The organism is Actinomadura citrea, assembly GCF_013409045.1.
In the GTDB taxonomy this organism is placed as follows: Bacteria; Actinomycetota; Actinomycetes; order Streptosporangiales; family Streptosporangiaceae; genus Spirillospora; species Spirillospora citrea.
Map to the genome: position 1 here is coordinate 7,835,987 of NZ_JACCBT010000001.1, position 16,872 is coordinate 7,852,858.

Annotated in this window: 16 protein-coding genes; 6 read left to right on the plus strand and 10 right to left on the minus strand. The window is 73.8% G+C overall.

From position 1 onward, the window contains the following. Window positions 1–22: 22 nt before the first annotated feature. Window positions 23–403 (minus strand): hypothetical protein, encoded by a 381-nt coding sequence (locus BJ999_RS35880; protein WP_179837373.1) that lies wholly within the window; start codon window positions 401–403, stop codon window positions 23–25. A 162-nt stretch (window positions 404–565) separates the two neighbouring features. Between BJ999_RS35880 and BJ999_RS35885 the strand changes: the two genes are divergently transcribed. Beyond that, window positions 566–2,008, plus strand: coding sequence for an alpha/beta hydrolase (locus BJ999_RS35885; RefSeq protein WP_179837374.1), 1,443 nt, complete (start codon window positions 566–568; stop codon window positions 2,006–2,008). Between the two features lie 46 nt (window positions 2,009–2,054). Here BJ999_RS35885 and BJ999_RS35890 read toward each other — a convergent pair whose 3' ends face one another. From BJ999_RS35890 to BJ999_RS35905, 4 genes are all read right to left on the minus strand, one after another. Then, window positions 2,055–6,185, minus strand: coding sequence for a hypothetical protein (locus BJ999_RS35890; protein WP_179837375.1), 4,131 nt, complete (start codon window positions 6,183–6,185; stop codon window positions 2,055–2,057). An 83-nt stretch (window positions 6,186–6,268) separates the two neighbouring features. Then, window positions 6,269–6,472 carry a PspC domain-containing protein gene (locus tag BJ999_RS35895; RefSeq protein ID WP_179837376.1) on the minus strand — a complete coding sequence of 68 codons (204 nt, stop codon included), beginning with the start codon at window positions 6,470–6,472 and terminating at the stop codon, window positions 6,269–6,271. Between the two features lie 145 nt (window positions 6,473–6,617). Beyond that, on the minus strand, window positions 6,618–7,388 hold the full coding sequence (locus BJ999_RS35900) for an HAD family hydrolase (protein WP_179837377.1): 771 nt from the start codon (window positions 7,386–7,388) through the stop codon (window positions 6,618–6,620). Further along, the gene (locus BJ999_RS35905) at window positions 7,385–8,035 is read right to left on the minus strand and encodes an MBL fold metallo-hydrolase (protein ID WP_179837378.1); all 651 of its coding nucleotides are present in this window, start codon (window positions 8,033–8,035) and stop codon (window positions 7,385–7,387) included. The genes BJ999_RS35900 and BJ999_RS35905 overlap by 4 nt, the downstream gene beginning before the upstream one ends. Before the next feature lie 117 nt (window positions 8,036–8,152). On the opposite strand from BJ999_RS35905, the gene BJ999_RS35910 reads away from it, so the two are divergent. The 3 genes from BJ999_RS35910 to BJ999_RS35920 all read left to right on the plus strand — a co-directional run bounded on the left by BJ999_RS35910 (window position 8,153) and on the right by BJ999_RS35920 (window position 10,616). Then, a complete protein-coding gene (locus BJ999_RS35910) occupies window positions 8,153–9,220 on the plus strand; it encodes a phosphotransferase family protein (RefSeq protein ID WP_179837379.1) in 1,068 nt (355 codons plus the stop codon). After that, the gene (locus BJ999_RS35915) at window positions 9,217–10,317 is read left to right on the plus strand and encodes an Rv3169 family protein (RefSeq protein WP_179837380.1); all 1,101 of its coding nucleotides are present in this window, start codon (window positions 9,217–9,219) and stop codon (window positions 10,315–10,317) included. The genes BJ999_RS35910 and BJ999_RS35915 overlap by 4 nt, the downstream gene beginning before the upstream one ends. Before the next feature lie 98 nt (window positions 10,318–10,415). Beyond that, window positions 10,416–10,616 carry a hypothetical protein gene (locus BJ999_RS35920; RefSeq protein WP_179837381.1) on the plus strand — a complete coding sequence of 67 codons (201 nt, stop codon included), beginning with the start codon at window positions 10,416–10,418 and terminating at the stop codon, window positions 10,614–10,616. A 64-nt stretch (window positions 10,617–10,680) separates the two neighbouring features. Here BJ999_RS35920 and BJ999_RS35925 read toward each other — a convergent pair whose 3' ends face one another. The 3 genes from BJ999_RS35925 to BJ999_RS35935 all read right to left on the minus strand — a co-directional run bounded on the left by BJ999_RS35925 (window position 10,681) and on the right by BJ999_RS35935 (window position 12,839). Further along, window positions 10,681–10,980 carry a Fe-S cluster assembly protein HesB gene (locus BJ999_RS35925; RefSeq protein ID WP_089310191.1) on the minus strand — a complete coding sequence of 100 codons (300 nt, stop codon included), beginning with the start codon at window positions 10,978–10,980 and terminating at the stop codon, window positions 10,681–10,683. A gap of 94 nt (window positions 10,981–11,074) precedes the next feature. Further along, complete coding sequence (locus BJ999_RS35930; protein ID WP_179837382.1) at window positions 11,075–12,034, minus strand: LLM class F420-dependent oxidoreductase; 960 nt, start codon at window positions 12,032–12,034, stop codon at window positions 11,075–11,077. 37 nt (window positions 12,035–12,071) lie between these two features. Next, a complete protein-coding gene (locus BJ999_RS35935; protein ID WP_179837383.1) occupies window positions 12,072–12,839 on the minus strand; it encodes an SDR family oxidoreductase in 768 nt (255 codons plus the stop codon). Window positions 12,840–13,066: 227 nt separating this feature from the next. Here BJ999_RS35935 and BJ999_RS35940 point away from each other — a divergent pair, with 227 nt between their 5' ends. Both BJ999_RS35940 and BJ999_RS35945 read left to right on the plus strand, forming a co-directional pair. After that, window positions 13,067–13,516 carry a Zn-ribbon domain-containing OB-fold protein gene (locus BJ999_RS35940; protein WP_229809989.1) on the plus strand — a complete coding sequence of 150 codons (450 nt, stop codon included), beginning with the start codon at window positions 13,067–13,069 and terminating at the stop codon, window positions 13,514–13,516. Continuing rightward, the gene (locus BJ999_RS35945; RefSeq protein WP_179837384.1) at window positions 13,513–14,703 is read left to right on the plus strand and encodes a lipid-transfer protein; all 1,191 of its coding nucleotides are present in this window, start codon (window positions 13,513–13,515) and stop codon (window positions 14,701–14,703) included. Before BJ999_RS35940 ends, BJ999_RS35945 begins: the two co-directional genes overlap by 4 nt. A 9-nt stretch (window positions 14,704–14,712) precedes the next feature. Here the strand turns inward: BJ999_RS35945 and BJ999_RS35950 are convergent, their stop codons facing one another. Both BJ999_RS35950 and BJ999_RS35955 read right to left on the minus strand, forming a co-directional pair. Next, on the minus strand, window positions 14,713–16,326 hold the full coding sequence (locus BJ999_RS35950; protein ID WP_179837385.1) for a serine/threonine protein kinase: 1,614 nt from the start codon (window positions 16,324–16,326) through the stop codon (window positions 14,713–14,715). Window positions 16,327–16,400: 74 nt separating this feature from the next. Next, window positions 16,401–16,772 (minus strand): DoxX family protein, encoded by a 372-nt coding sequence (locus tag BJ999_RS35955; protein WP_179837386.1) that lies wholly within the window; start codon window positions 16,770–16,772, stop codon window positions 16,401–16,403. Window positions 16,773–16,872 lie beyond the last annotated feature (100 nt).

Consider the following 16,872-nt stretch of genomic DNA (forward strand, 5'->3'; position numbering starts at 1 on the left):
CATCCTCCGACAAACGCTCCATTCACCGGCCGCGCTTGTCCTCCACGTGCACGACCGTGAGTTCGAGCCCGTCCTGACCACGCTTGGAACGTCCGAGAAGGCCCACCGTCAGATCGGTCGCGTCGGTCCCGGCCTCCTCGGGTGCGACATAGGTGAGGATGTCGTTGTGATGCCCGTACACGGCCCAGCCCGGCGCCTGGTCGAGATCTATCGTCCCGAAGTCACCGGCCGGAGTGCCCCCGTGGACGGGCCCGTACTCGCGCAGCAGCTCCACCGCCTGCGCGCTCAGGTCGTCTCCGGGCTCCATCAGAATGACGCACGTGCCGTTCTCGAACAGCACCCACGACTTCTCGTCGCCCTGAATGACATCCCGCCAAACCTGGACCAGTTCCTCGGTGATCATGGGCGTGATTGTGCCGGTCTCCCCCGATAATCGCACTCCGATTACGCACCGTCCCTGTTCCGGACACTCTGGCACCCTGGCGCTGGACGGTGAACGGTGACAAAGCCACAGATCGTGGCGGTGGTGGTGGGGGTGGTTTGCGCTCTCGTCGGGGGTGTGGGGGTGCTGGCCGCGGATGCCGGTCTCCAGCGGCGGGGCGCGGTGGTGGACGGGGTGCCGGTCGAGATCGTGCGGGACGCCGGAGCGTCCGGGCGGGTGCCGGGGGTCGTGGTGGCGCACGGGCTCGGGGCCGGCGGCCGCCTGATGCGGGGGTTCGCGGACACGCTGGCGCGGCGCGGGTACGCGGTGGCCCTGGTCGATCTCGCGGGGCACGGGGCCAGCAGGCGGCGACTCCCTGGGAACGGGGTCGGCCCGGCCGCGGACGCGCGGCTCGACCGTGATCTGGACGTCGCCGTCACCCGTCTGCGGGCCATGCCGTGGGTGGACGGCGAGCGCATCGGGCTCGTCGGGCACTCACTGGGGGCCGCCGCGGTCATCCGGTACGGCGCGGCACATCCGTCCGTCGGGGCGACCGTCGCGATCTCGCAGGGGGCGATGGCGGTGCCGGCGTCCGACCGTAACGTGCTGCTGGTCGCCGGTGGCCTGGAGTTCCCCGCGTATCGGGACGGCGCCGTCCAAGCGCTGCACGACGTCTACCCGGAGGGGCGGACAGGGGCGACGTACGGCGATCCGCGGGGCGGGACGGCACGGCGGACCGTCATCGTCGGGGGCGTCGAGCACGTCGGCGTGCTGTTCAGTCCGCGCACCCATCGCGAGACCGGCGCCTGGCTCGACGCGGCGTTCGGGCGGCGCTCGGCTCCGGTCCCGGACGTGCGCGCCGTCCAGCGGGCGGGGTCGGCGCTGCTGCTGCATCTGGCGGCGGTGCTGACCTTCGGGGCGATCGCCGCGGCGCTGCTCGGTCGCCCCGCGGACGACCGCGCGGCGCGCCGTCGCGTCTCGGTGCGTTTCGCGCTGGTCGCGGCGGCGTTCGCGGTCGGAGCGGCGGTGCCCGTGATGCGGGTCTTCCGGTTGCCGCTCGCGGTGGCCGGTCCGCTCGCCGGGTTCTTCGGCGTCGCCGGCGTGGTGGCGCTCGTCTGCGCGAGGGACGCCGGTGTCCTCGGCGGACGGCCCCGGGCGCGGACCGTGGCGGCGGCGGCCGTCCTCGTCGCCTTGACCGCGGTGTCGTTCGCCGTCCCGGCCCAGCTGGGGTGGGCGCACGCGGTGCCGGTGGGCGCGCGGGTGTGGGCGCTCGTCCCGATCACCGTGGGCACCGCCCTGTACTGCCTCGGCGTCGAGGCGCTGTGCGCCGGCCATGAGCGGCTGACCGCGATCGGCGTGCACGCCTGGGCGGCGTCGGCCGCGCTGGCCGCCCTCCTCGCGGCCGCCCTCGTCGGGGCCGTCTCGTCCTTCGTGCTGCTGGTGTCGCCGCTGATCGCCGGTCTCCTGGTCTGGCAGGGCGCCCAGGCGGCGGCGCTGCGCGCCATCCGCGCCCCGGCGTGGGTGACCGCGCTCGTCGGCGGCGTCCTGCTGGCCTGGCCGCTCGCGGTCACCATGCCGATCACCTGAACCGCCGCCCGCCCGCGATGCGCGCCGCCGGTCGGACCGGTGAGCGCTATCGGGTGCCCTCCCGGTACGCCTCCACCGCGTACCGGAGGCGGGCCCCGACGAGCAGCGCCTCGTCCTCCGGGCATCCGAGGAGCCGCGTGACCAGCTCGACGATCTGGTCGTCGGTGAGATCCGGCTCAAGCTCGGCGACGTGCCCCACGATCTCGACCAGCTCGGGCCGCTTGTAGGACGCGATCGACCGCCCACGCCGGACCTTCGCCTGCCCACCCGAGCCCCCACCCGCCCGCCGCTCCGGCGGACCCTCCGCTCGCGCCGGAGGCTCCGACTGCGGGCGAGGCTGCCCCTGTTGCGGGGGCTGCTGGCGCGGGGATTCCGACCGCGCTGAGGCTTCCGACTGCGGGCGAGGCCGCCCTTGTTGCGGAGGTTGCTGGCGCGGGGATTCGGTCCGAGCCGAGGCTTCCGACTGCGGGCGAGGCTGCCCCAGCTGCGGGGGTTGCTGCTGTGAGGACTCCGCCTGCGCCAGCGGCTCCGACTGCGGACGAGGCTGCGCCTGCTGCGGGGGTTGCTGCTGTGAGGGTTCCGCCTGCGCCGGGGCCTCCGGCTGCGGACGAGGCCGCCCTTGTTGCGGAGGCTGCTGACGAGTCTGTGGGGGTTGTGCCTGCTGGGTTGGTCTTGGTCGCGGCGGGGGGTCCGGGAGCGGGCCGGGCTTGCCCCAGATCGCCGGGATGTCCGATCGGCCGGGAGGCGGAGCGTGCTCGGGCTCCGGGACGCGCGGGTTGGGGCCCGTGGCCTGGACGCCCGACTCCTGGGCGGGCTCGTCCCGCCTCATGGCGTCCAGCCGCCGGGGCGGGAGGCTGCCGCCTCGCCCGCCCGGCCGGGGCGGCGCCTCGCCCTGCCCCTGCTGCTCCGTGCCCTGCGGCTCCCGCCGTGCCGCGTCCAGGCGCCGAGGCGGGACGCCCTGCCCGGACGGGCCCGCGCCGGGACGCGCGGGCGGCCGGGCCCGCACGTCCTGCTGCGTCACATCCGGGCGCTCCCCGGGACCGGAGGCCGTGCCCTGCGGACGCGCGGGTGTCCGACCGCGCGTGTCCTGGCGCGGCTCTTTCGGCCGTTCCAACGGGCGCGGATCGCGGGGTCTCGTTTCGGCTCCCTCCCGCGAAGCCGCGGGCGGCCGGGGGCGGAGGTCCTGCTGCGTCACATCAGGCCGCTCCCCCGCGCGGGGATCGCGAGCACGCGGGTCGGCCTCCTTGTGCGCAGGCGGATCCGAGACGGGGCTCGGGGGCTGGATCGGTATGTCCCGCTGGGTCGCGTCCGGGCGCTCGGACAGCGGGCGCGCAGCGGGAGACGGCGGGGTGCGGGGAGTGGTGAGGGCGGTGAAGAGCGGGGTGGTGGGGGTGATCACTTCGTGCAGGTCGGACGGGAGGCGGGGGCTCGGCGGCGGGCCCTCCGGAGGCGGGAGACCGGGGCCGGACGGGCCGACGAGGATGGTCCGGGGCGCGTGCCAGAGGACGAAGAGGGCCTCGGCGCCGGCCTCGTGCTCGCCGTCCACGATGACGACGTCGAAGCCGTCGGGGGCGGGCGGGAGGACGTCCGGGACGCGCCACAGCGGCAGGATCCACGCGGGCACGATGTCGGGCCCGGAGCGGGCGAGGGCGGACGCGGCGGCGCGGGCGGCGGTGAGGGCGGCGCGGGCCTTGCGCAGGGCGTCCTCGGCCTCGGCGAGGGCGTCGCGGAGGCGGTCCGCGGCGGCGGGACCGGTGGCGGCGGCGCGGCGGCGGGCCCACGTCCAGGCGTCGTCCCAGCGGCGGGTGCGGACGTGCCAGACCTCGTCCCCGTCGGTGGCGACCATGAGGTTGGCGAGGTCGGGGTGGACGGCGCGGACGCGGGCGACCAGCTCCTCGCAGCGGATCTGCCGGGAGCGCTCGTGCCGGGCCTCGGCGAGGGCGCCGAGGGCGCGGCCGTAGGCGGCGGCGTCGCGGGCGTCGACGGCGGCGAGCGCGGCGCGCAGCTCGGGCGGGTCGTCGCCGTCGGCGGGGCCGATCGAGTCGCGCAGGGCGTCCAGGTCGGCGGTGGCGCGGCCGACGCCGAGCCCTTCGAGGGCGTTGCGCAGGGCCGCGGCGTAGTCGTGCCACTGGATCGGATGGACGAGCGGCACGCGGAAGCCGGAACGTTCGAGAAGCCGCCGCGTCGAGTCCAGGGCGGTCATCGCGTCGCGGACGCGGGCGAGCCGCGCGTGCGCGCGGACGAAGCGGGCGACGCGCTCGTCGGGCGGCAGGTCGGCCGGGAAGGAGATGCCTGCGGCCTCCCACACGTACTGCAGCTCCCGGCAGGTGATCCGCACCATGAGGTCGGTGTGGACGATGTCGAGCAGCTCCGGCGTGGTCGGCGCCGCGCCGTCCACCTTCACCGTGGCGAGGAGCGGCTCGGCCTGGCGCTGGGCCCCGGACCGCAGGGGGCCGCGCTTGAGCGCGCCGCCGTCGGCCAGGTACGCGCGCAGGTCCTGGGCGGCGGCGGCGAGGCCGCGCAGGTCGGCGTCGGAAGGCAGCTCGACGCGGTGGCCGCGCAGTTCGCCGAGGGCGTGCTCGGCCCACTGCGCGCGGGACGTCATCTCCACGACGCGGGCCCAGATGAGGGGGCGCCGCTCGGCGAGGGCGTCGCCGAGGGCGCGGACGGCGAGGTCGGAGGGGTTCCAGCCGCCCGGGTGGCCCTCCAGGCCGAGGTCGCGGAGCGCGGCGCCGACGACGGAGGCGTCACCGTCGAGGCGGGCGAGCAGGGTGACGTCGCCGTCGCGCAGGAGTTGCGACAGCTCGGTCCGGGACCGCTCGGCGCGCTCGGCGGCGGCGGTCTCCGCCTCGATCAGCGTGCGGACGTAGGCGGCGCTCGGCAGCGCGCCCGGGTCGACGTCCCGCTGCTCGGTGCGGGCCTTGCGTTCGGCGGTCTCCTCCGCGAGGAGGACGACCAGCTCGGCGGCCTCGGACCGGGAGATCGGCGGGCCCGGCGGCAGGTCGGGCCGGACCGGCATCCACGACAGCTCGGGCTCCTCGCCGCGCAGGTCGGGCGGGGGCTCCGCCGGCTCGCCGCCGCGCAGGCGCTCGGTGATCTCGGCGACCCGCAGGGCGGCGGCCTCCTCCCGCTCGGCGAGGGCGTCGACGCCGGGGTCGCCCGAGGCGCGGATCGCGTCCGCCACGCGGGCCGCCATGGACGCGTCGGTGGCGGTGAGGGCGGCGAGGCCGGGCGGGAGCGCACTGCGCAGCGCGGCGGACGCGGCCGGGCCGGACGTGGCGACGAGCACCCGGCGGCCCCGCGCCAGCAGCCCGGCCAGCAGGTCCGGGACGGTCTCCGGCGCCCGCTCCGGTATGTGCATGACCTGCGGTTTCAGCTCGGACGAGACGAACCGCGCGACCCCCTCGGGAACGCCGCGCGGCAGCAGGCTCAGCAGCTTGGCATGGTGGTCGCCGACGGCTTCGCGGCCCGCCGGGCGGACGACGAGGGCGGGCGCGAGGCGCAGGCGGGGGACGGGCGAGGCGGTGTCGGCGTCGGGCGTCCAGTCCTCGCGGTAGTCGGCGGGGCTCGTCAGCGCGACCTGGCACCACTTGCGCAGGACGTCCCCGACGGAGGCGTTGAGCCCGAAGCCCTGCCCGGCCTGCACGGCGTCGGCGATCCAGTCCGCGGGCCGGAAGCCGGGGTGCCCGGACAGCAGTTCCCGGTCGCGCAGGGTCGTGTGCCCGGCGAGGACGACGTCGACGCGCTCGGTGCGCTCGTCCAGGACGATCCGGACGGGCGTGCTCAGCAGATGGTCGTGGACTGCGGGCCGCCACGACAGCAGGCCCGTCGCGAGGACGGCCTCCTCGCCGGACAGGTCGCGCAGGATGCGGTACCAGTTGCGGAGGGCGAGCCAGCCGTCGAACTCCTCCAGCACGACCGGCGGCGTCAGCGGGATGACCGGGACGCTGAACAGCACCTCGCCGGGCCCGGCGTCGGCCTCCACGTAGACGTCGCCGGGCAGTCCGGCCAGCCAGTGGACGTGGTCGTGGTCGGCGAGGTCGCGCGAGGGGCGCCGCCGGGCCCGCGCCAGGTCGCGCAGGTACCCGAGCAGTCGCGCCGCGTGGTCTGCCTCCCGCGCGGCGGCTTCGTCCAGGGCCCGGCCCGGACGGCCGGGACCCGGAGCCTCGTCAGGCACCGCGGCTCCTCCCCACGGGAATGGTGGTGCCCCGATCTAACACCCCCGGGCGGCCCCGGTCGAGCGCAATCGTTGATCTTGAGTTAGCGGGCGCCGGCCATGTGGCGGTCCTCGTTCGGCATCATGACCCAGAGGACCAGGTAGACGACGAACTGCGGCCCGGGCAGCAGGCACGAGAGCAGGAACAGGATCCGGACGGTCCAGGGGGTCATGCCGAACCGGCGTGCGAGACCGGCGCAGACACCCGCGATGACGCGGTCGTGACGCGAACGATAGAGGCCGTTCATGGGTTCTTGTCTCCCCGATTCGTCGAGCGATGAACACGGCCGCGTTTCGTGCGGCCATGTCTTTCACGCTACGAACCGGACGGGCGGCCTCACATCGCTCTCGCGGCCTGTTCCCCGCTGCTACCTCAGGAGTACGGGACGTCCCCTAGGGGGCGGCCGGCCCCAGAGCGCGGCCGGCGTTGTGCTCGGCGACGAGGCTCGGCAGGCCGGCCAGGTCGTCGAGCACGAACAGGCACTCGCCGAGCGCTTCGTCGTCCCGCTGGATGTTCCCCCACGGGCCGCGGCGCAGGAACGCCGCGCGCATCCCGAACTCAAGGGCGGGCCGGACGTCGTTGTCGACACGGTCCCCCACGTACAGGACGCGGTCGGGCAGAACATCGGCGAGCTGGGCGCAGCGCTCGAAGAACTCGTGGGACGGCTTGCTGACGCCCCACACGTCCGAGATGCCGACGACGTCCGCGTCGAGGGCCAGCTCCGCCATCTGCTCGGCCGCCTGGACCGGCTGGTTGCCCGCGATCCCGACGAACAGGCCCTGGTCGCGCAGGCCCGACAGGCAGGCCCGCGCGTCCGGGTACAGGTCGTCCGGCCCGAACCCGTTCGGGACGCCCGCCTCCTCGCGGCGCCGCTGCTCCTCCTCCAGGTCGAACCCAGGCCGGAAGTACTCGAACAGGTCCCCGTGGTCGCCGCCGGTCGCGAGCAGCGCGCCGAGCTTGGTGAGGAAGGTGTGCCTGGGGACGCCGAGCCAGTCGGCCCAGCGCCCGTAGATCTCGCCCTCGTTGATGAGGGTCTCGCCGATGTCGAAGAACACGGCCTGGATGGAGCGGGGCTCGGCGAGGCCCGCTCCGCGCTCGGCGGAGCCGGCGCGCTCGCCGGCCGGCGGCTCGGCGGCCGGGGGGATGCGGGGGGAGGCGTTCATGTGGCGGCCAGGTCCACGGACGTGCCGGGGGCGAGGCGCACGAACTCCTTGCCGAGTTCGTCGCCGGCACTGGTGAGGACACGTTCCATCACCTGGAGGCCGATGTCGTTGAGCAGCCCGTCGTGGACGGCGAAGGCGCGCCCCGGGCGGACCGCCCGCGTGTACTCGTACAGGTCGAGCGCGCGCATCCAGGGCGCGTTGCCGGGCAGGCACAGCGTCGGGACGGGCTCGGACGGGACGGTCAGCGCGTCCCCCGGATGGAAGACCTCGCCGTCGACCAGGAATCCGACGTTCGGGACGGGCGGCAGGTCCGGGTGCATGAGCTCGTGGTCCTCGCCGTAGACGTGGACGTCGAAGCCCGCGATCGTGACGGCGTCGCCGTGGCCGACCTGGTGGACGCGTCCGCCGAGGTCGGCGAGGTTCTCCGCCACGGCGCGGGACGTCCACGCCTCCAGGGCGGGGCGCTCGGCCATCGCGGCCCGCAGCGCGTCGGCGTCGAAGTGGTCGAAGTGCTCATGGGTGATCAGTACGGCGTCGGCGGCGGCCAGCGCGTCCGCGGCCGCGCTGAACGAGCCGGGGTCGATGACGATCGTGCGGTCGTCCTCGGTGAGCTGCACGCACGCGTGTCCGAGCTTGGTGAGGCGCATCCGGCGATTTTTTCACGCGGTCGTCCCCGCCCATTGACCACCCCCCGGCCCGTTGATAGAACACGTTCTAATTCGGGCGCGAACCCCGGCCAGCAGGCACGGCAAGGAGGCGGTGCGATGCCCGTTCCCGACCAGCGCGATCCCGAGACCACCAGGCGGACCCTCGCGCGGTGGCTGGACGGCCGTCTGCCCGGCGCCCGCATCCCGCACGTGGAGACGCCCCAGACCAGCGGTTTCTCCAACGAGACCCTGCTGTTCGAGGCCGAGTGGAACGGCGGCGACGGCGCGCCGAGACGCGAGCCGCTCGTCGCGCGGGTCGCCCCCGAGAAGTACCAGATCTTCCCCGAGCCCCGGTTCGAGGAGCAGTACCGGCTGATGCGGATCCTGGACGAGCGCACCTCCATCCCGGTGCCGCCGATCCGCTGGTACGAGCCGTCCCGCGACGTGCTCGGCGCCCCGTTCTTCGTGATGGGCCGCGTCGACGGCCGCGTCCCGACCGACATGCCGCCGTACCACATGGACGGCTGGGTGACCGGGGTCCCGCCCGGCGAGCGGGCCCGGATGTGGTGGTCCACCCTGGAGATCATGGCGCGGCTGCACCGGCTGGACGTCCGCGAACTGGACCTCGGCTTCCTCGACCAGCCGGCCTGGGGGGCGCCCGGCCTCGACCAGCGGCTCAACTACTACGAGCACTACCTGAGCTGGGCCTACCAGGGGCCGCAGGAGACGGCGCTCAGGGCCCTGGAGTGGCTGAAGGCGAACCGCCCCGACGAGCCGGACGCCCCCGTCGCGCTGTGGGGGGACGCCCGCATCGGCAACGTGATCTTCCAGGACGGCGCGCCCGCTGCGGTGCTGGACTGGGAGGGCGCCGTGCTCGGCGCCCCCGAAGAGGACCTCGCCTGGTTCATGTTCCTGGACCGGCACCACTCCGAAGGCGTCGGCGCGGCCCGGCTTGAGGGCTTCCCCTCCTACGCCGAGACCGTCACCCGCTACGAGGAGTTGCTCGGGCGCCCGATGCGCCACCTGCCGTACTACGAGATCCTGTCCGGCTTCAAGTTCTCGGTGATCATGGCGCGGATCGGGCAGGCGATGATCGACTTCGGCTGGATCGAGGAGACGGCCGACTTCCCCCACGACAACAACTGCACGCAGCTGCTCGCCCGCATCCTGGGAGGGGACCGGTGACGCTCTCACCGCTCGACGACTACCCGATCCACCAGGCGCCGGAGGTGATGCGGCACGTCACCACCTCCGACCGCAACTTCTACGACCGGTACTACTTCAACGTCCACCCGTGCTCGGACGAGCTCATGATGATCATCGGGATCGGGCAGTACCCGAACCTCGGCGTCATGGACGCGTTCGCGGTCGTGCGGCGCGGGCCGGTGCACAAGGTCGTCCGGGCGTCCCGCGAGCTGGGGAACGACCGGATGGACACCACGGTCGGGCCGTTCCGCGTCGAGGTGATCGAGGGGCTGAAGCGGCTCCGGGTCGTCCTGGACGAGACCGGGCACGGCCTGTCGTTCGACCTCACGTGGGAGGGGTCGGTCCCGGCCACGCTGGAGCAGCCGCACTACCTGCGCTGGCAGGAGCGCGTCATCTTCGACTCCCGCCGCCTCGCGCAGACCGGCCGCTGGACGGGCGCCATCACGGTCGACGGCGAGACCATCGAGGTCACGCCCGACCACTGGTGGGGCTCGCGGGACCGCTCCTGGGGCATCCGGCCCGTGGGCGAGTCGGAGCCGCCCGGCATCCAGGCGAAGAACGCGGGGACGTTCTACTGGCTCTACGCGCCGATGCAGTTCGAGGACCACGCCGTCCTCTGCATCGTGCAGGAGGACGAGAAGGGCCGCCGCCTCTTGGAGGAGGCCACCCGGGTCTGGCCGGACCGCGAGGCCGAGTACCTGGGACGTCCCGAATACCGTCCGGAGTACGCGGAGGGCACCCGCGACGTGGTCACGGCGACGCTCCGGTTCGCGCCGCCCGGCGGGGAGCCGTTCGAGATGAGGGCGACGCCGATCCTGCCCGTCCACCTCATGGTCGGCACCGGCTACGGGCTGGAGCCCGACTGGAAGCACGGCATGTACCAGGGCCCCGACCTGAAGGTGGAGGGCGTCGCCTACGACACCCGCAAGCCGGACGACGCGGCCCGCATGTGGGGCATGGTCGACGCGGTCGGCCGGTACGAGTACCTGGACGGCGCGCAGCCCACCGGCGCCGCCACCGGCTACGGCCTCTTCGAGTACTGGGCCCTCGGCCCGCATCCGTCGTTCCCGGACTGACCGGTGCCTGACGGCCGCCGGGACGTGGGCGTCCGCACCGCGATCTCGCGTCCCGGGCAGGCGGCGGGTGGAGCGAGCTATCTGCAACACTGGCGCTCGTGACGACCCCGCCTTCGCCCGACCCCCTGGACGCGGGACGGTCGATCCGGCGACAACCGGACCGGCAGGCGCGCGACCGCTCCCCCACCTGGCGCGACCAGCTGCGCGGCCTGGCCTGCGCGGTGATCGCGGCGTTCGCGGTCCTCACCGCGGCGGCGTTCGTGTTCGCCGTGGTCGCCGTGGTCGCGGCGATGCGCTGACACGTCGGAGAGAACACGAGACCGGGGCGGCCCGGTGGGCGCACCCCGGTCCCGTCCTCCTACGTCAGGTGGGAGTTCCCTCCGACCCCTCCGCGATGGTGAAGGCCACGTCGCCCTGCGGGTCGACCTGGGCGTCGAGGGTCTTGTCGTCGAGCATCTCGGCGACCGTGGGTTCCAGGTACACCTTGGCGCCCTCTTCCTCCACGACCTGGTCGCCGGCCTCGGGGGCCGGGGCCACCGAGAGCCGCAGCGCATCCGAGCCGTCGAGCCCGGACTCGATGCGGATGCCGGTCTCGGGCGGAAGCTCCGGGTTGGCGGTCACCGTACGGATGACCTGGACGGCACCGCTGGTCAGCGTGAGCACGATCAGCTCCTCACGTCTCTTCGTTCGCTGTAGGGATTTGCCCCACCCTCCCCGCTCCTCCCGGCCGTAAACATCGGGACGTGATCGGACGATCTCAGTCCGCACTCGGGGCGAGCGCCCGCACCGCCTCCGCCGAGGTGAGGCCCCCACCTGGGACGATCGCGAGCACGGGCGTGGTGAGACCGTGGTCGACGTACTCGCGGACGCGGGCGCGGCACCGCTCCGGGGAGCCGTGCACGATCAGGTCGTCCACCACCTCGTCCGGGATGACCTCCAGCGCCTTCTTCCGGTCGCCGGCCGCCCACGCCTCGTTCATCGCGCGCAGCGCCTCGCCGCGTCCGAGCCACTCGTGGAACGCCCGGTAGACGGGGACCGTCATGTACGCGGCGATCATCCAGCGGCCGATCGCGCGGGCCTCCGCGGCGTCGTCGGTGGGGCAGACGAACAGCCGCGCGATCAGCTCCGGCTCGTCGCCGAGCGCGCCGCGGACCGTCCGGACGTCCTTCGGCGCGAGCCAGTTGGTGATCGCGCCGTCGGCCTCGCGGGCGGCGAGCCGCAGCATGCCGGGGCGCAGCGCCGCGAGGACGATCGGCGGCGGCGCCGCCGGTGCGCTCTCCAGCTTGAAGCCCTTCACGGCGAAGGTCTCGTACTCCTCCTTCACCTTCTCCCCCGCGAGCGCCTTGCGGAGGAAGCGCAGCGTGTCGCGGGTGCGCTTGTAGGGCTCGTCGAACGGGATGCCGTTCCAGCGCTGCACGATCGTGTCGGACGAGGTGCCGATGCCCAGGACGAACCGGCCCGGCGCGAGGTCGGCGAGGGTGGCGGCCTGCTGGGCCAGCAGGGCGGGCCCGCGCGTGTAGACCGGCACGATCGCCGGTCCGAGGCGCAGCCCGGGGTCCCACTGCGAGGCGAGCGCCAGGGGGGTGAAGGCGTCGGCGCCGTTGGTCTCGGCCGACCAGGCGTCGGTGTAGCCGAGCCCGGACAGCCCGGAAACGATCTCGCGGTGCTCGGCCAGCGGGAGGCCGGTCAGCGGAATGGTCAGTCCCCAGCGTGACATGCGCTTCTCCCTGTTTCTGGGCGGTGTTCCCGGTCGGTCAGGCGATCGAGGGCCGGATGGTGGCGCCGCCGTCCACGACGAGCGTCTGCCCGGTCATCCAGGACGAGGCGTCACCCGCGAGGAACACCGCGGCGTTGGCGATGTCCTCGGGCTCGCCGAGGCGGCCGAGCGGCATGTACTTGCTGATCTCGGCCTCGTTGTTCTCCCACAGGGCGCGGGCGAGGTGCGTCTTGACCAGGCCGGGCGCGATGCAGTTCACCCGCACCTTCGGGGCCAGCTCCATCGCGAACTGCCGGCTGAGGTGGATCACGGCGGCCTTGGTGGCGTTGTAGTAGCCGATGCCGTGCTCGGTGACCATGCCGCCGACCGAGGCGATGTTGATGATCGCGCCGCCGCGCTCGGCGAGCGAGGCGCGCAGCGCGAGCTGCGTCCACTGCACGATCGCGAACTGGTTGACCTGGACGGTCTTGGCCGCGGCGGCGGGCTCGATGTCGGCCATCGGACCGAAGTAGGGGTTCGTTCCGGCGTTGTTGACGAGGATGTCGAGGCCGCCGAACTCGGCGACGGCCGCGTCCATGCACGCGGCGGCCTGCTCTGCGTCGCCGACGTGCGCCGCCTTGGCCAGGACGCCCGCGCCCGGGTGCGCCGCGCCGATCTCCTTGGCGACCTCGTCCAGCGCCTCCTGCTTGCGGGAGGAGAGGACGATGTTCGCCCCCTCTGCGGCGAGCGCGGTGGCGATCGCCTTCCCGATCCCCCGGGACGCCCCGGTGACCAGCGCCGTCTTGCCCTCTAGACCAGTCCGCATCCGCACGCTCCCTACCTGTCCGCACCCTGAGGGCCTGCCTGTTCGCACCCTGCGGGCGGCATCACCAGAATCCGACTCGGTGGTTCACTGTACCGAAGTGACTGACGAGTCAGTTAGGTGGGTTCGCACGGGCCCGCGACCGGGGCCGTCCCGCTCACCGGACACCTCCCGTTCCGAGCGCTTGCTCGGTTGTTACGCTGCGCCCGGTCGGAGACGAGGAGGACCGCGTGACCACCACCAAGGAACGCCGTCCGGCGATCGAGGGCTGGTTCACCACCGGGGACGGCGACGTCCGCCTGCTGGGTACCCGCTGCGGCGCCTGCGGAACGCCGTACTTCCCGCGCAACGAGCTGGCCTGCCGCAACCCGGGCTGCGCCGGCCCGAAGGACGGTTCCGAGCTGGAGCCGTACGCGCTGTCGGGACGCGGGCGCATCTGGTCGTACGCCGACTCCCGGTACAAGCCGCCGCCACCGTACGTCTCCCCCGACCCGTTCGTCCCGTACACCGTCGCGGCCGTCGAACTCGAAGCCGAGCGCATGGTCGTCCTGGGCCAGGTCGCCCCCGGCCACACCGTCGACGACCTCGCGGTCGGCATGGAGGTCGAGCTGACCGAGGGCGTCCTCTACGAGGACGACGAAGCCGAGTACACCGTCTGGATGTGGAGGCCCGTCAGATGACGCGCGACATCGCCGTGCTCGGCGCGGGCATGCATCCGTGGGGCAAATGGGGCCGCAACTTCGTCGAGTACGGGCTCGCGGCGGCGCGGGCCGCGCTCGCCGACGCCGGGCTCGCGTGGACGGACGTCCAGTACGTGGCGGGCGCCGACACCATCCGCAACGGCTACCCGGGGTTCATCGCGGGCGCGACGTTCGCGCAGGCGCTCGGCTGGTCGGGTGCGCGCGTGTCCAGTTGCTACGCCGCGTGCGCGTCCGGGGCGCAGGCCATCAACAACGCGCGCGCGCAGATCCTCGCGGGTCTCTGCGACGTCGCACTGGTCGTGGGCGCCGACGCCGCGCCGAAGGGCTTCTTCAAGCCCGTCGGCGGGGACCGCCCTGACGACCCCGACTGGCTCCGCTTCCGCCTCCTGGGCGCGACCAACCCCATCTACTTCGCCCTGTACGCGCGGCGGCGGATGGCCGTGTACGGCGCGACGCTGGACGATTTCGCCGCCGTCAAGGTGAAGAACGCCCGGCACGGGCTGTCGAACCCGAACGCCCGGTACCGCAAGGAGGTGACCGTGGAGGACGTACGCGAGTCCGCCGTGGTCGCCGACCCGCTGCGGCTGCTGGACATCTGCGCCACCAGCGACGGGGGCGCGGCGCTCGTCCTGACGTCCATGGAGTTCGCGCGCAGGCACGGGACCGCCGACCCGGTGCGCATCCCGGCGCTGTCGACGGCGACCCCCACGTTCCCGAAGACCGTCCTGGACCTGCCCGACTTCGCGACGGACTCGGCGATGACCGTCCCGGAGCCCGACCGGCCGTTCCGGTCCGCGATCGCGCACGCCGCCTACGAGGAGGCGGGCCTCGGCCCCGAGGACCTGTCGCTCGCCGAGGTCTACGACCTGTCCACGGCCCTCGAACTCGACTGGTACGAGGACATCGGGCTGTGCGAGAGGGGCGGCGCCGAGGAACTGCTCCGGTCGGGCGCCACGACGCTCGGCGGCCGCGTCCCGGTCAACCCGAGCGGCGGGCTCGCCTCCTTCGGCGAGGCCATCCCGGCGCAGGCGATCGCGCAGGTCTGCGAGCTGACCTGGCAGCTGCGCGGCCGGGCCGACGGCCGCCAGGTCGAGAACGCGCGGGCGGGCATCGCCGTGAACCAGGGCCTCTTCGGCCACGGCTCCGCCGTCATCACCGTCCGCTGACCGAAGCGGCTAGGCGACGGTGAAGCCGTCGCAGGTCAGGTAGTAGGCGTCGCCGTTCGGGTGGACGTGCAGCCAGATGACCGTCCAGTCGCCCTTCATCAGCGGATAGGTGCCGTTCCCGGCCCCCTCCCACTCGAATTCCGACGGGTAGCGGATGTTCAGCCATGCGGCGTTGCCGGGGTACAGGTGCGGCTTGCTCTGCACCACCCCGGTGACGCCGTTCCCCTGCTGCTCCGCCGGCGGGCGGACCTGGACGGCCACGTAGTACTTGGGCGGCTCCGAGTACTTGAAGCGCAGGCCGAACTCGACGGTCTTCTTGGTGTACGGCTCGCGAGGCGCCGACGTCTGGGTGTCCCCGGTGAGGTCGAAGTCCTCCGGACGGGCGGCCGGCTGGCACGTCGAGCTCGCCTTGCTCCAGCGGAGTTCCGCGATGTCACCGGGCTGCTTGACCAGGATCCGGTCCGGCGGGGCGCCGTCTGCGCCCTGGGTCGCGCCCGGGGTCCTGCCGCCTGGAGTCGAGCCCGCGGGGTCACCGGTCGCGGTCCCGCCGTGCGTTCCCTGCCCTGCCTGCGGCTTGTTCCGGTTCTTGTCGCCGCCGCCCCCGTCGAGGACGAACCGCGCGAGGAGGGCGCCCACCAGCACGACGGCGGCCACTCCGGCGCCCGCCGCGATGACGGCGGCGCGCGACCGTCCGCGCGAGACGCCCGGGACCGTCCTCGTGCGGTCGGCCGGGACGAGACCCGACGCGACCGCGTCCGTGACGCTGGCGGGCATCGGCCTCGGGACGCCCACGATCCGCCGGTAGGCGGGATCGGCGGCGAGGGGACCCGGCGCGGGCGCCTGCCGCAGCAGACGCTCCAGCGCGATCCTGGCACCGGGCTCCTTCTCGGCGCACTGCCGGACCAGGCCGGCGACGCGCGGGTCGACGCCCTCCAGGTCGATCTCACCGCTGAGCGTGCGGTGGATGATCGCCTCGATGCGGCCGCCGCCGAACGGGGGACGTCCCGTGGCGGCGTAGGCGACCGTCCCGGCGAGCGAGAACACGTCCGACGCGGGAAGGGGCTGCTGCTCGCGGACGACCTCGGGTGCGACGAAGCCGGGGGTGCCGTTCCACGCGCCGGTCTGGGTGATCTGCGTCTGCCCCTCGCCGCGCGCGATGCCGAAGTCGATCAGCCGCGGCCCGTCCGGGGCGAGGATCACGTTGCCCGGCTTGAGGTCGCGATGCTGGACGCCGTGCCGGTGGATCTCCAGCAGCCCCTGGGCCAGCTCGGCGAGCAGCCGCAGGCACGTCTCGGGGGGCAGCGGCCCGTGCGCGGCCACCGCCTGCCGGAGCGTCGGCCCGGGGACGTACTCCGTCGCCAGCCAGTACGGCGGCGCGTCCAGGCCGGCGCCGACCATCGCGGCGGCGAACCTGCTGCGCACCCGCTCGACGGTCGCGACCTCGCGTCGGAACCGGGCGAGCGCCGTCGGCCCCTCGAAGTCCTCCCGGATCACCTTGAGCGCGACATGGCGCCCGCTACCCGTCAGCCCCAGGTAGACCTGTCCCATGCCCCCCGCGCCCAGACGGCCCAGCAGCGGATAGCCGCCGATCTCGGCAGGATCCTCCGCACGGAGTGCTTCCACTTGTCACCGGCCCCTCGTCGACACGCACCGCTGCCAAATGATGCCATTCCGAGAGGAGCCGCGCGGACGGGTCGTCAGTCGGCGTTGCGGGCTACGTGGAGCGCCCAGGCTATGAGCGGGGCCTGGAACGGGAGACGGCCGTAGGCGGCCGCGCGGAGGGGCAGCGGGCGGTGGCGCCAGTCGCGGGCCATCTTGACGTTGGCGGGGAAGACCGCCGCCATCAGGCCCGCCGTGGCGAGCGCGCCCGCCCTGCGGGTGCGGGGGTGGGCGACGGCCGCGGCGCAGGCCAGCTCGGCGACGCCGCTGAGGTAGGTCCAGGTCCGCGGGCCCCCGGGGAGCCGCTCGGGGACGAGCGCGTCGAACGGCTTCGGAGCGATCATGTGGAGGGTGCCCATCCCGGCCATGAGCGCGGCCAGCCTGCGGTGCGCGTGTGACGACTCGGTCATCCCCGGAGTCTGTCAGATCAGACGGCCCGTCCAATAGCGGTCACGCCGCCTCCCTGGTCGGATGTGCCGGGTGTGACCCAAATCACGGCTCTCTTTCTGT

Excerpts from the sequence above, each read along its gene's own strand:
- BJ999_RS35880 (WP_179837373.1), bottom strand. The coding sequence starts at position 403 with ATGATCACCGAGGAACTGGTCCAGGTTTGGCGGGATGTCATTCAGGGC.
- BJ999_RS35895 (WP_179837376.1), bottom strand. The coding sequence starts at position 6,472 with ATGAACGGCCTCTATCGTTCGCGTCACGACCGCGTCATCGCGGGTGTC.
- BJ999_RS35900 (WP_179837377.1), bottom strand. The coding sequence starts at position 7,388 with ATGAACGCCTCCCCCCGCATCCCCCCGGCCGCCGAGCCGCCGGCCGGC.
- BJ999_RS35905 (WP_179837378.1), bottom strand. The coding sequence starts at position 8,035 with ATGCGCCTCACCAAGCTCGGACACGCGTGCGTGCAGCTCACCGAGGAC.
- BJ999_RS35910 (WP_179837379.1), top strand. The coding sequence starts at position 8,153 with ATGCCCGTTCCCGACCAGCGCGATCCCGAGACCACCAGGCGGACCCTC.
- BJ999_RS35930 (WP_179837382.1), bottom strand. The coding sequence starts at position 12,034 with ATGTCACGCTGGGGACTGACCATTCCGCTGACCGGCCTCCCGCTGGCC.
- BJ999_RS35935 (WP_179837383.1), bottom strand. The coding sequence starts at position 12,839 with ATGCGGACTGGTCTAGAGGGCAAGACGGCGCTGGTCACCGGGGCGTCC.
- BJ999_RS35945 (WP_179837384.1), top strand. The coding sequence starts at position 13,513 with ATGACGCGCGACATCGCCGTGCTCGGCGCGGGCATGCATCCGTGGGGC.
- BJ999_RS35955 (WP_179837386.1), bottom strand. The coding sequence starts at position 16,772 with ATGACCGAGTCGTCACACGCGCACCGCAGGCTGGCCGCGCTCATGGCC.